The sequence below is a fragment of the Ramlibacter agri genome (genome assembly GCF_012927085.1).
GTDB classification, from domain to species: Bacteria; Pseudomonadota; Gammaproteobacteria; order Burkholderiales; family Burkholderiaceae_C; genus Ramlibacter; species Ramlibacter agri.
Genome location: NZ_JABBFX010000004.1, coordinates 65,736 through 81,288 on the forward strand (window position 1 = coordinate 65,736; position 15,553 = coordinate 81,288).

Sequence of the window (15,553 nt, forward strand, 5' to 3'; positions counted from 1 at the left end):
ATGCCTCAATCGTGGATTTCTGGAGTTCTCCGGACGGCCGGAGCTCGTGCGCTTGCCCTGACCCGCCTCATTCCCGCCCGCCGCCGTACCGCGGCCAGGCCGCCGGTCCGCCGGCCACCGCAAAGGCGCAAGGTGCTGTTCGAGATGCTCGAACAGCGCGTGCTGCTTTCGGGGGATCCGCTTGCCTCGGTGGCGAACGGGGTGCTCACCGTCGATCTTGCCGACGGCGGCAACGCGCTGGTGCTCACGCAGAGCCGGGCCAACGCGGACGGCAGCATCAAGGTCAGCATCAACGCGTCGCCCGACGCCTACGACGCGGTGTATTCCATCGTCGTCCACGGTGGCGCCGGCGACGACAGCATCGAGCTCGATGACGTGACGGCGGCCGTGCACGTGAGCGTGAGCGGCGGCGCGGGCAACGATTCGCTGACCGTGAAGGGCGGGCACTACGACACGGTGACTTTCGACGCCACCGGGCCGGGCGACGGCAGCATCACGCTGGACGCTACCCAGATCGACTACACGGGGCTGGAGCCGATCACCTTCCAGCCGGACCAGGCGCACAGCGTCATCGTCGACGCGACGGCCGGCGCGGACCAGATCAACGTCGCCGACATCCTGGGCGGCGGCCTGGGCATCACCAGCCAGGGAACTTTCGAGAACATCACGCTGCTGGGGCACTTCGATGCGCTGAAGATCGATGGCGGTGGAGGCGTCGACAGCGTCACCGTGGGCACGGCCCACCTGGCCGACAGCGACCTGACGGTGCAGGCGGAGAACATCCAGCTTCCCGCGGCCGCTACCGTCAGCACCACGGGCGACATCACTTTCCTCGCGCAGGCGACCAGCAGCGTGACCAGCGCGACCAGCCCGGACCCGCTGGCGCCCAGCGCCCAGGTCGAGGTCGACGGCACCATGAACGTGGGCGGCGTGCTCACGCTGCAGGCTCAGGTGCAGAACACGATCGCGGTGACGTCGACCGGCGCCGCGGCCACCGTCGCCTCGGCCTCGCAGGCGGTAGCGCGCATCGGCACCGGCGCGACGGTCACGGCGGGCACGCTGAACGTCACGGCCCACACCGACTCCGACATCGGCGTCGACGTCACCGGCGCGGTGGGCGGCACCAGCGGCGTGGGCTCGCCGGCCTACGACGACTCGTCGACCGATGCCACCGTGATGGCGACCTACAACGGCGGCGACGTCAAGATCTACAACTGGGGCCGCGACACGATCGACACGTCGAAGGCGACCTACATCGTCATCCACGGCTGGACCGGCGGCCTGGGCCAGAGCTACTTCGACCAGCTGAACGCGGCGCGCCAGTACGACCCCGAGGGCAACGTCCTCTTCGTCGACTGGTCACCCCAGGCGGACAACCCGTACTACCCGGCCGCCGCCGATGCCACCGCAGGTGTCGGCCAGGCCGTGGCGCAGTTCCTTGTCGATGCCAACCTCGACCCGACGACGACGACCTTGATCGGGCACAGCCTGGGCGGGCAGGTCAGCGGCGTCGCCGGCCACGACTACCAGGTGCTCACGGGCGGCCACAGCATCGCGCGCATCTTCGCGCTGGACCCGGCGGGTCCGCTGTTCGAATCGACGCTGGACATCCCGGGCAAGCCGCTGGACCAGCGGCTCGATGCCGGCGACGCCGACCGCGTCGTCGTGCTCCATACGACCAGCGTCGCCGGCTACGACGCGCCGGCCGGCGACCTGGACCTGTACGTCAACCCGGACGTGCCGTACCAGCCCGGCTCCACCAGCCCGATCGGCAACCACAGCTACTCCAAGATCCTGATGGGCGAGCTGCTGCGCGGCGAGTCCTTCAGCGAGGAGAGCACGAACCTCGTCGGCCCCAGCTTCGACCTCTCGGACCTGCTGAATACCAGCCTGACCGGCGTCGCCGACATCGAGACGATCGCCACGCCGGTCACCATGACGACCATCGCCAGCATCGACGCTGGCGTGCAGGTCACTGCCGTGACCGCCGTGTCCGTGCAGGCCACGGACAACGCCAACATCCACCTGAACCTGGCGAGCGCGACGGACGCCGACGCCTCCGCCTACGACTTCCTGCAGGCCAACATGGCCTTCGACCGGACGACGCATGCGTCCATCGGCGGCGACGGCCCGCGCACGGCTATCGAAGGCACGGGCGCGCTGGTGACGGTGTCGGCCAGCAACACCGGCACGCTGGGCAGCAGCGTGTCCTCGGACTTCCTGGCCCAGAACTCCACGATCTTCTCGCGCGACAGCGTGCTGGCCTCGGTAGCCAACGCCGACCTGGACGTGGCGGGCTTGTCCGTGCAGGCCGGCAACACGTCGGCGTATGCGACCTCCGCTGCGACCAGCGCCAACACCGTGCGCGGCGAGGTGCGGGCCTCTGTTGACACGAGCAGCGTGACGGCGGGCGCGGGCGGCATCAGCGTCAGCGCGCAGGACGGCTCGTCGTACACCGCCACCTCGCAGGGCGACGGCAGCCGCAGCGGCAGCAACGACGTGAACAAGGACGTCAGCGCGTCCGTCAGCACATCGAACCTCACGGCCGCGGGCGGCGACATCGACATTGCTGCGGTGAACACGGCGCACGTCACGGCCTTGACCCAGGTCGATGCGAGCGCCATCCTGGCCGAGACCGCGAACATCTATGCGGTCAACGTCGTCAACGGCGACGTCACGGCTTCGGCCGCGAATTCCTCCCTCACCACCACCGGCTCGGGCGACGTCACTCTCGACGCGCGGAATGCCGCGGCCGTCGACGCCAGCCTGGTGGCCACGGCGACGGCCGGCGCCAAGCAATACCCGCTGCCGGCGCTGTCCTTCGGGTCGACCGTCGCCTTCAATGCGGTGGGCTGGAGCATGACCGCGGTCCTGAGCGGCACGGTCGCGGACCTGCTGGGCGACCCGGCCGAGGACTGGATGGCGAACGTGCTGCCCTTTGGCGTGAGCACGCCCTCGCAGGCGCAGGCCTCGGTGACCAACAGCGCGGTGAGCGCGGCGGGCGCCGTCGCGATCGAAGCGACGACGGCCTCGCAGATCAAGGCCAGCATCGACAACACCGCGCAGAGCGCGAGCGCCGGCATCCTGCCCGGTGGCGGGCTGGCCGCGAGCTTCGTGCTGGCCACGAACAAAGTGAACGACGCCACCGCCGCCTCCGTCTCGGCCGGCTCGGTGGGCGGCGCCGGCGTGACGGTGTCGGGCGAAGACTCGGCGGCCATCGCCTCGACGATCACGCTGTCCGCGCAGTCGGACGCGGGCAGTTCCGCCTTCCTCAGCGTTTCCGTGGGCATGGCGGGCGCGGTGGCCCTGAACGAAGTACAGGGCGGCGCGACCGCGACCGTGGCCGGAGCTACGGTGACCAGCAGCGGCGACGTCACGGTGAGTGCGAGTGAACTGGCGACCATCTCGGCATCGCTCGCCAGCGAAGCCAGCACGCAAGGAGGCTCGGCCTTCCTGGGCACGGGCCTGTCGCTGGCCGCGAGCGGGCTGATCGCGACCAACCAGGTCGAGGGCGGGGCGCTGGCCTCGGTCACGGGTTCGACCATCACGACGACCGCGGCCGGCGCCAAGGTCACGGTGACCTCGTCGAACCAGACGAACATCACCGCGACCACGGTGAACGCGGTGACCTCGGGCGCGACTTCGGTCGGCGCGACCCTGGCCTTCAACACCATCGGCTGGCAGCCGCAGGGCGTGCTGTTCGACACGCTCGACGCGCTGCTCGGCGCGCCGACCATTGCCGATGCCTTCGGCGGCGACGTGGGCGCGGGCGCGACGGCTTTCATCGCCAGTTCGACCGTGAATGCCCTTGGCGAGGTGGACGTGGCGGCCACGGCGACAGCCCAGGCCAATGCAAGCGTCAGCAACGACACGACGGCCACCGGTTCGAGCCTCACGCACCTGACCGGGCGCAGCGGCATCAGCTTCGGCGCCGTCCTGGCCATGAACAAGGTCAGCAGCGCCGCCAATGCCTACATCGATGGCGGCCACGTCAGCGGCTCGGGCCTGGCGGTCACGGCGGGCGATGCGGCGGGCATCCTGGCCGCCATCACCCTGGCCAGCACGGCGACGGCCAATGCGGGCAACTCCAATCCCTTCGTCAGCGGGCACGCAGTCGGCGTGGCCGCCGGCCTGGCGACAAATGACGTGCGCGGCGGAGCCAGGGCCCGCCTCAAGGGCGGCGCGATCGTGTCCAGCTCCGCCGACGTGCTGGTGCAGGCCCAGGAGCAGGCACAGCTGCAGGCGACGCTCACGAGTGAAGCCAAGGCCGAAGGCGGCCCCGGCGATTTCCGGGCCGGCACCTCGCTGGCGGCCGGCGGCCTGATAGCGACGAACGTGGTGCTGTCCAGTGCCGAGGCCTCGATCACCGGCGGCAGCGTGACGACCACGAACGCGGGATCGGATGTCCAGGTCCTGGCGGACAACGACGCGCATCTCACCGCCAAGACCGTCAACGCCGTGACCGGCGGCGAGACCGGCGTCGGCGCCACGCTGGCGTTCAACACGATCGGCTGGGCGGCGCAGAACGTGCTGTTCAACACCATCGACGCCTTGCTGGGCGACCCGGTGGTCGCCAATGCCTTCGGCGGCAATGTCGGTTCCGGCGCCACCGCCTTCGTCAGCGGCGCGAGCGTGACCGCCGCCGGCGCGGTGGACGTCCACGCCGAAACGGCGACCGACCTCAGCTCCGACATCAGCAACGACACGGACGCCGGCGAGGAAGGCGACACGCACCTCACCGGCCGCAACGGCATCAGCTTCGGCGTCGTGCTGTCCATGAACAAGGCCAGCAGCGCGGCGGCGGCCTACATCAGCGGCGGCACCGTCCATGGCGACGAGGGTGTCGCCGTCGAAGCGGTCGATGTCGCGAGTATCGATTCGACGATCGAGCTGTCCTCCGAATCAACGGCCAACGAGAACAACCCCAATCCCTTCGTGAGCGGGACCGCGGTCGGCGTGGCCGGCGCCGTCGCCATGAACGACCTGCGGGGCGGCGCGAGCGCCCAGATGCTGGGCGGCGCCACCATCACCGCTGGCGCCGACGTCACGGTGTCGGCGCGGGAGCAATCCGTCCTGAACGCCTCGCTCAAGAGCGAGGCGAAGACCGAAGGCGGCCCCGGCGACTTCCGCAGCGGGACTTCGCTGGCGGTCAGCGGGCTGATCGCGACCAACGTCGTGCTCGCCAGTGCCGAAGCCTCGATCACGGGTGGCAGCGTCAGCACCACCGGCAGCGGCTCCGACATCTCCGTCAGCGCGGACAACGATGCCAAGCTCACCGCAGCCACGGTCAACGCAGCGACCGGTGGCGAACAGGCGATTGCCGCCACGCTGGCTTTCAACACCATCGGCTGGGCGGCGCAGAACGTGCTGTTCAACACCATCGACGGCATCCTGGGCGATCCGGCGATCGCCAACGCCTTCGGCGGCAATCTCGGCTCGGGCGCCACCGCCTTCATCAGTGGCGCGCAGGTGGATGCCGGCGGCGCGGTCGACGTGCATGCCGAAACGGCGACCGATCTAGGCTCCGACATCAGCAACGACACGGATGCGGGCGAGGAGGGCGCGACCCATCTGACCGGGCGCAGCGGCATGAGCTTCGGCGTCGTGCTGTCCATGAACAAGGTCAGCAGCGCCGCGAACGCCTACATCTCCGGTGGCACGGTCAACGGCGACGAGGGTGTCGCCGTCGTTGCGAACGATGCCGCCGCCATAGCTTCGACGATCGAGCTGTCCTCCGTGGCCACGGCCAACGAGAACAACACGAATCCCTTCGCCAGTGCCAGCGCCGTCGGCGTGGCCGGGGCCGTCGCCATGAACGAGGTCCGGGGCGGCGCAAGCGCGCAGGTCAAGGGCAGTGCGACCATCACCAGCGGCGGCACCGTGACCGTGCAGGCCACGGAGCAATCGCAGCTGGACGCTTCGCTCAAGAGCGAGGCGAAGACGGAAGGCGGTCCCGGCGATTTCCGCGCGGGGACCTCGCTGGCCGTCGGCGGGCTGATCGCGACGAACGTCGTGCTGTCGGCGTCCGAAGCCTCGATCGCGGGCGGCAGCGTCACCACCACCGGCAGCAGTTCGGACGTGCGCGTGCTGGCGGACAACGATGCCAAGCTCACGGCCGCGACCGTCAATGCGGTGACCGGCGGCGAAGACGCCATCGGCGCCACGCTGGCCTTCAACACCATCGGCTGGGCGGCGCAGAACGTGCTGTTCAACACGATCGACGGCATCCTCGGCGATCCGGCAATCGCCGATGCCTTCGGCGGCAACGTCGGCTCGGGCGCCAACGCCTTCATCAGCAGCACGCAGGTGAACGCGGGCGGGTCGGTGGACGTGCATGCCGAAACGGCGACCCAACTCGGCTCCGACATCAGCAACGACACGGACGCGGGCGAAGAGGGCGCGACGCACCTGACCGGGCGCAGCGGCATCAGCTTCGGCGTCGTGCTCTCCATGAACAAGGTCAGCAGTGCAGCGATGGCGTCCATCAGCGGCGGAACGACCGGTGCCGGTGGCAGCATCACCGTCGCCGCCGTCGACGCCGCGGGCATCGCTTCCACGATCGGACTGTCCGCCACGGCCACCGCCAACGACAACAACACCAATCCCTTCGTGAGCGGCACGGCCGTCGGCCTGGCCGGCGGCGTCGCCACCAATGACCTGCGGGGCGGCGCGACCGCCACGGTGAGCGCGAGCGCGGCGCTGACGGCCGGCGGCGACATCACCGTGTCCGCGCAGGAGTACGCAGTCCTCAACGCCGCGCTGAAGAGCGAGGCGAAGACCGAAGGCGGCCCGGGCGACTTCCGCTCCGGCAGGTCGCTGGCGGTGGGCGGACTCATCGCCAACAACGTGGTGCTGGCCCAGGCGCAAGCCTCGATCGCCAATTCCAGCGCCGGCGCGGGCGGCAACGTAGCGGTCAAGGCGACCAATCTCGCGCAGCTCGATGCCAACGTCGTCAACGCCGTCACCGGCGGCGAGACCGCCATCGGCGCGACGCTGGCCTTCAACACGATCGGCTGGGCGGCGCAGAACGTCCTGTTCAACGCGATCGACGGCCTCCTGGGCGACCCGGCGCTGGCCCAGGCCTTCGGCGGCGAGGTGGGCGCGGGCGCGACCGCCTTCCTGGACCATGCACAGGCCACGGCCGGCGGCGGCGTCGACGTGCAGGCGGTTTCCAGCAACCAGCTCACGTCCTTCGTCGGCAACACCACCGACGCCGGCCAGGAAGGCGCGACCCACCTGACCGGCCGCAGCGGCATCAGCTTCGGCGTCGTGCTGTCGATGAACAAGGCCAGCAGCGCCGCCTCGGCCTACATCGATGCCGGGACGGCGACGGCAGGCAGCGGCGGCGTCACGGTGTTCGCGCTGGACGGGGCCGACATCCACTCGGACATCGCGCTGGCCGCCACGGCGACCTCGAACGACAACAACACCAACCCCTTCGTCAGCGGCGATGCCGTGGGCGTGGCGGGCGCCGTGTCCATGAACGACCTGCGCGGCGGCGCCACCGCCCGCGTGCTGGACGGCGCTGGCATCACCAGCGACGGCGACGTCACGGTGAGCGCCTTCGAGGCTTCGCAGCTGAACGCCTTGTTGAAGAGCGAGGCCAAGACCGAGGGCGGCCCCGGCGATTTCCGCGACGGCGAGTCGCTGGCAGTGGGCGGCCTGATCGCCACCAACGTGGTGCTGGCCGCGGCCCAGGCGACGGTGACGGATTCCACCATCACCACGCACGGCACCGGCTCCGACCTGGACGTCACGGCATACAACCAGGCAAGCCTCAGCGCGAACAGCACCAACGCCGTCAGCGGCGGCGAGAAGGCGATCTCGGCGACGCTGGCCTTCAACACCATCGGCTGGGCGGCGCAGAACGTGCTGTTCAACACCATCGACGGCCTGATCGGCGACCCGGCGGTTGCCGATGCCTTCGGCGGCAACATCGGTTCGGGCGCAACGGCAGCCATCACGAATTCGACGGTCAAGACCGGCGGCGCCGTCGACGTCGAGGCGGTGACTTCGACCGTCCTGGCTCTGTCCACCAACGTCGGCAACACCACCGATGCCGGCGACGAAGGCTCCACGCACCTCACCGCGCGCAGCGGGATGAGCTTCGGCGTGGTGCTGTCCATGAACAAGGTCAGCAGCGCGGCATCGGCTTCCATCACCGGCGGCAAGACCGATACCGGCGGCGGCATCACGGTGCACGCCGACGACGCGGCGCAGGTCAACGCCAGCATCAGCCTGTCCAGCGAAGGCCAGGCCAACATCGACAACCCCAACCCCTTCGTCGGTGGCGAGGCCGTGGGCGTGGCCGGTGGCGTGGCGATGAACGACCTGCGCGGCGGCGCCACGGCGGCCATCACCGGCGGCACGCTCACCAGCGGCGGCGCCGTGACGGTGAGCGCGCACGAGGGCGCATCCCTGGTCGCGCACCTGACCAGCGAAGCGAAGACCGAGGGTGGCCCGGGCGACTTCGTCAGCGGCGATTCGCTGGCGGTTGGCGGCCTGATTGCCACCAACCTGGTGCTGGCGGCGGCAACGGCTTCCATCTCCGGCGCGGACCTGACGACCACCGGCGTGCACTCGGACGTCACCGTCAGCGCCGACAACGCCGCCTCGCTGACGGCGAGCACCGTCAACGCCGTCACCGGCGGCGAGAAGGCTGTGGCGGCCACGCTGGCCTTCAACACCTTGGGCTGGGCGGCGCAGAACGTGCTGTTCAACACCATCGACGCGCTGATCGGCGACCCGGCCATCGCGCAGGCCTTCGGCGGCGAGGTCGGCGCGAACGCCACCGCGTCGATCACCAGCTCCACCATCAAGGCGGGCGGCGCCGTGACCGTGGCGGCCCAGACCGCCACCGTGCTCACCGCGGACGTGGGCAACACCAGCGACGCCGGCGAGGAGGGCGACACCCACCTCACGGGCCGCAGCGGCGTCAGCTTCGGCGTCGTTCTGTCCATGAACAAGGCCAGCAGCGGCGCCTATGCGTCCCTGGAAGATGCGGACATCACGGCCGGCGGCGACGTCAGCGTCACGGCCAGCGACGCGCCCAGCATGGCCTCGACCATCAGCCTGGCGAGCTCGGCGAGCGCCAACCAGAACAACACGAACCCGTTCGTCAGCGGCGTCGCGGTCGGCGTGGCCGGCGGCGTGTCGATGAACGACCTGCGCGGCGGCGCCAGCGCCACCGTGGCCGGCGGCTCCGTAGGCAGCGGCGGCGCCGTGACGGTGGATGCCCACGAACAGGCAGTCCTGTCCGCCTTGCTGACCAGCGAGGCGAAGACCGAAGGCGGCCCGGGCGACTTCCGCTCGGGGGCTTCCCTGGCCGTCGGCGGCCTGATCGCCACCAACCTGGTGCTGGCCTCGGCCGCCGCCTCGATCAGCGATGCCGACGTGACGGCTGCAGGCGACGCCAAGGTGCTCGCCGACAACGACGCCAAGCTCACCGCGAAGACGGTGAACGCGGTCACCGGCGGCGAGACGGCAGTTGCGGCGACGCTGGCCTTCAACACGATCGGCTGGGCGGCGCAGAACGTCCTCTTCAACACGATCGACGGGCTGCTGGGCGATCCGGCGATCGCCAATGCCTTCGGCGGGAACGTCGGCTCCGGCGCCACCGCGTTCATCCACAACTCGGACGTGGACGCCGGCGGCGCGGTGGATGTGCATGCCGAGACGGCCACCGACCTCAGCTCGGACATCAGCAACGACACCGACGCGGGCCAGGAAGGCGCGACCCACCTCACGGGCCGCAACGGCATCAGCTTCGGCGTGGTGCTGTCGATGAACAAGGTGAGCAGTGCCGCCTCCGCCTACATCGACGGTGGCAAGGTCAACGGCGACGAAGGCGTCACCGTCGACGCGACGGATGCCGCCGGCATCGATTCGACGATCGAGTTGTCGGCCGAGGCGACGGCCAATGAGAACAACACCAATCCGTTCGTGAGCGGCACGGCCATCGGCGTCGCCGGCGCCGTCGCCATGAACGACCTGCGCGGCGGAGCCACGGCGCAGGTGAAGGGCGGCGCGATCATCACCGCCGCCGGCGATGTGGCGGTCGAGGCCACGGAGCACTCCGTGCTGAACGCTTCGCTGAAGAGCGAAGCCAAGACCGAAGGCGGTCCCGGCGACTTCCGCTCGGGGACTTCGCTGGCCGTCAGCGGCCTGATCGCCACCAACGTGGTGCTGGCCAACGCCGAAGCTTCGGTCACCGGCGGCAGCGTGACCACGACCGGCGCCGGCTCCGACGTGTCCGTCAGCGCGGACAACGACGCCAAGCTGACGGCCCACACCGTCAATGCCGCGACGGGCGGCGAAGAGGCCATCGCCGCGACGCTGGCCTTCAACACGATCGGTTGGGCGGCGCAAAACGTCCTCTTCAACACGATCGACGCGCTGATCGGCGACCCGGCCATTGCCAACGCCTTCGGTGGCAACCTCGGCTCCGGCGCCACCGCGTCCATCACTGGCGCGCAGGTGGACGCCGGCGGCGCGGTGGACGTGCATGCCGAGACGGCGACGGACCTCGACTCCGACATCAGCAACGTCACCACTTCGGGCGAGGAAGGGGCCACGCACCTCACTGGCCGCAGCGGCATCAGCTTTGGCGTCGTGCTGTCCATGAACAAGGCCAGCAGCGCAGCGGCCGCCTCCATTTCCGGCGGCACGACCAACGGCGGCGATGGAGTTGCCGTCGTCGCGATCGACGCGGCCCGGATCGGCTCCACGATCGAACTGTCCTCGGAAGCCACCGCCAACGCGAACAACACCAATCCCTTCGCCAGCGCCAGCACCGTCGGCGTGGCCGGCGGCGTCGCGATGAACGACGTTCGTGGCGGCGCGACGGCGCAGTTGAAGGACGCTGCATCAATCACCGCAGGCGGCGACGTCGTCGTCGAGGCGCTGGAGCAGTCGACCTTGAATGCCTCGCTCAAGAGCGAAGCCAAGACCGAAGGCGGCCCGGGCGACTTCCGCTCCGGCACCTCGCTGGCCGTGGGCGGACTGATCGCGACCAACGTGGTCCTGTCGGCCGCGCAAGCCTCCGTCACGGGCGGCAGCATCACCACGACCGGCGCCGGCTCCGACGTGCAGGTGCTGGCCACCAACAGTGCCAGCCTGAGCGCGGACACGGTGAATGCCGTGACCGGCGGCGAGATGGCGATCGGCGCGACGCTGGCCTTCAACACGATAGGCTGGGCGGCGCAGAACGTCCTCTTCAACACCATCGACGGCATCCTGGGCGATCCGGCCATCGCGCAGGCCTTCGGCGGCGAGATCGGTTCCGGCGCCACTGCCTTCATCAGCGGCGCGCACGTCGATGCCGGCGGCGCGCTCGAGGTCGAAGCGGCCACGACCACGCAGCTCACGTCCAGCATCAGCAACGTCACGGATGCCGGCGAAGAAGGCGCGACGCACCTCACCGGGCGCAGCGGCACCAGCTTCGGGGTCGTGCTGTCCATGAACAAGGCCAGCAGCAAGGCGCTGGCCTACGTGGACGACAGCACCACCACCGCCGGCGGCGCGGCCACGGTGTCGGCGGACGACCACGCGCAGATCGCCTCGACGATCAGCCTGGCCAGCACGGCCACGGCCAACGACAACAACACCAACCCCTTTGTCAGCGGCGATGCCGTGGGCGTGGCGGGCGGCGTCGCCATGAACGACCTGCGTGGCGGCGCGACGGCGCGGGTGGACGGCGGCTCCCTGGGCGCGGGTGGCACGATCACCGTCTCGGCGCTGGAGCGAACCAGCCTGGGGGCCACGCTGACCAGCGAAGCAAAGACCGAAGGCGGCCCGGGCGACTTCCGCGCCGGCCTGTCCCTAGCGGTGGGTGGCCTGATCGCCACCAACGTGGGGCTGGCATCGGCCACCGCCACTGTGAATGACGCGGACCTCACGGCCGGCGGTGGCGTGCAGGTGGCGGCCACCAACGATGCCAGCCTGGTGGCGCACACGATCAATGCCGTGACCGGTGGCGAGGATGCCGTCGCGGTGACGCTGGCCTTCAACACCCTGGGCTGGGCGGCGCAAAACGTGCTGTTCAACACCATCGATGCGTTGATCGGCGACCCGGCGATTGCCGACGCCTTCGGCGGCAACCTCGGCTCCAATGCCACGGCCTCCATCAGCGGCGGCTCGGTCACCGCGGGCGGCGCGGTCGGCGTACAGGCGCAGGACGGCACGCACCTGCAGGCGAACATGGGCAACACCAGCGATGCCGGCGAGGAGGGTGACACCCACCTCACGGGCCGCAGCGGCTTCAGCTTCGGCGTGGTCGTGGCCATGAACAAGGCCAGCAGCGCGGCCTCGGCCACCATCACAGCCAGCGACGTCAGCGGCGCCAGCGTGGCGGTGGCGGCGCTGGACGGCGCCAGCATCGCTTCGACCATCGCGCTTTCGAGCGCCGCGACGGCGAACGAGAACAACACCAATCCCTTCGTCAGCGGCAGCGCGGTGGGCGTGGCCGGTGGCGTGGCGATGAACGACCTGCGCGGCGGCGCCAGCGCGTCCATCGCGGGAGGCAGCGCCACCGCCACGGGCGGCGCGGTGACGGTCACCGCTACCGAGCAATCGGTGCTGACGGCCACGCTGACCAGCGAGGCCAAGACCGAAGGCGGCCCGGGCGACTTCCGCTCGGGCGCTTCCCTGGCGGTGGGCGGCCTGATCGCCACCAACGTGGTGCTGGCTTCGGCCACCGCCTCGATCAGCGGCGCGCAGGTTGGCGCCACCGGTGACGTACGGGTGGCGGCGGACAACGACGCCCAGCTCACGGCGAACACCGTCAATGCGGTCACCGGCGGCGAGACCGCCGTCGCGGCGACCTTGGCCTTCAACACCATCGGCTGGGCGGCCCAGAACGTCCTGTTCAACACCATCGACGGCATCCTCGGCGACCCGGCGATCGCCAATGCCTTCGGCGGCAACCTGGGTTCGGGCGCCACGGCGTTCATCAGCAGCTCGGACGTGGATGCCGGCGGCGCGGTGGAAGTGCACGCCGAGACGGCGACCGACCTCAGTTCCGACATCAGCAACGACACGACGGCGGGCGACGAAGGCGCGACCCACCTGACGGGCCGCAACGGCATCAGCTTCGGCGTGGTGCTGTCGATGAACAAGGTCAGCAGCGCCGCGGACGCCTACATCGATGGCGGGACGGTCAACGGCGACGAAGGCGTCACCGTCGATGCGAGCGACGCCGCGGGCATCGACTCGACGATCGAACTGTCCGCCGAGGCGACGGCCAACGAGAACAACACCAACCCGTTCGTGAGCGGAACCGCCGTCGGCGTGGCCGGCGGCGTCGCCATGAACGACCTGCGGGGCGGCGCGACGGCCGACGTGAAGGGCGGCGCGGCGATCACCGCCGGCGGCGACGTCACCGTCGAAGCGACGGAACACTCCATCCTGGACGCTTCGCTGAAGAGCGAGGCCAAGACCGAAGGCGGGCCTGGCGATTTCCGCTCGGGCACCTCCCTGGCCGTCGGCGGGCTGATCGCAACGAACGTCGTGCTGGCCAGCGCCGAAGCGTCCATCACGGGCGGCAGCGTGACGACCACCGGCGCCGGCTCCGACGTTTCGGTGCGGGCCGACAACGAAGCGAAGCTCACCGCGGCGACCGTCAATGCCGTGACCGGCGGCGAAGATGCCATAGCCGCGACGCTGGCCTTCAACACCATCGGCTGGGCAGCATCGAACGTGCTGTTCAACACCATCGACGCGTTGATCGGCGACCCGGCGATCGCCAATGCCTTCGGCGGCAACCTCGGCTCCGGCGCGACGGCCTCCATCAGCGGCGCCACGGTCAGCGCCAGCGGCGCGGTCGAAGTGGAAGCGGAAACGGCGACCGAGCTCGGCTCCGACATCAGCAACGACACGACGGCCGGCGAAGAGGGCGCCACGCACCTCACCGGACGCAATGGCATCAGCTTCGGCGTCGTGCTGTCGATGAACAAGGTCAGCAGCGCGGCCAGCGCCTACATCGACGGCGGCTCCGTCGATGGCGACGAGGGCGTGACCGTTGCCGCCACCGACGGCGCCAGCATCGATTCGACGATCGAGCTGTCCTCCGAAGCCACGGCCAACCAGAACAACACCAACCCGTTCGTGAGCGGGACCGCGGTCGGCGTGGCCGGCGGCGTCGCCATGAACGACGTGCGCGGCGGCGCCACCGCCCGGATCCTGGACGAGGCCAGCGTCGGCAGCAGCGACGGCGGCGTCTCCGTGGCGGCGGTGGAGCAATCGCAGCTGAAGGCGACGCTGAAGAGCGAAGCCAAGACCGAAGGCGGCCCCGGCGACTTTCGCTCCGGCACCTCACTGGCGGTCGGTGGGCTGATCGCCACGAACGTCGTGCTGGCCCAGGCCACGGCCACGGTCAGCGATGCGGACATCGACGCCCACGGCGACGTGCAGGTCACGTCAAGCAACACCGCCAGCCTGACGGCCAGCACGGTCAACGCGGTGACCGCCGGCGAGACCGCGGTCGGCGCGACGCTGGCTTTCAACACGATAGGCTGGGCGGCGCAGAACGTCCTCTTCAACACCATCGACGGCCTGATCGGCGACCCGGCGATCGCCCAGGCCTTCGGCGGCGAGATCGGCTCCGGCGCGACGGCCTCCATCACCTCGTCCAAGGTCCAGGCCGGCGGCGCGGTGGACGTGGAAGCGGCCACTGCCACCGAGCTCGGCTCCACCATCAGCAACGTCACCGATGCCGGCGAGGAGGGCGCGACGCACCTCACCGGCCGCAGCGGCATCAGCTTCGGCGTCGTGCTGTCGATGAACAAGGCCAGCAGCAAGGCTGTGGCCTTCATCGACGACAGCGACACCACCGCTGGCGGGGCGGTCACGGTCTTGGCCGACGACCACGCCACGATCACGTCCGTGATCAGCCTGGCCAGCGCGGCGACGGCCAACGAGAACAACAGCAACCCCTTCGTGAGCGGAGCGGCGGTCGGCATCGCCGGCGGCGTCGCCATGAACGACCTGCGCGGCGGCGCGAGCGCGCAGGTGGACGGCGGCTCGGTGGGCGCGGGCGGCGCCATCAGCGTGTCGGCGCTGGAGCACACCACGCTGGATTCCACGCTGACCAGCGAAGCCAAGACCGAAGGCGGCCCCGGCGACTTCCGCTCCGGCACCTCGCTTGCGGTCAACGGGCTGATCGCCACCAACGTGGTGCTGGCCTCCGCCACGGCCACGGCCAGCGATACCACGCTCACGGCGGGCGGCGGCATCGACGTCGGCGCCGAGAACGACGCCAAGCTGGCGGCCAAGACCGTCAATGCCACCACCGGCGGCGAGGACGCCGTGGCGGTGACGCTGGCCTTCAACACGCTGGGCTGGGCGGCGCAGAACGTGCTGTTCAACACCCTCGACGGCCTGATCGGCAGCCCCGAGATTGCCCAGGCCTTCGGCGCCGAGATCGGCTCCGACGCCACGGCCTCGGTCAGCGGCGGCACGCTCGTGGCGGGCGGCGCCGTCGCCGTACATGCGCGTACGGGCACCGACCTGAGCGCCGACATCGGAAATTCGAGCAGCGCCGGCGAGGAGGGCGACA

1 protein-coding gene (running past one end of the window) is annotated in these 15,553 nt (G+C 70.2%); it reads left to right on the top strand.

Annotation, left to right across the window (positions count from 1 at the left end):
- Positions 1 to 15,553, top strand: partial view of an LEPR-XLL domain-containing protein gene (locus HHL11_RS34215; RefSeq protein ID WP_281068752.1) — the start only. Its footprint extends 40,253 nt past the window's final position; the window shows 15,553 of its 55,806 coding nt (coding positions 1-15,553); it begins with the start codon at positions 1 to 3; the stop codon falls past the right edge of the window.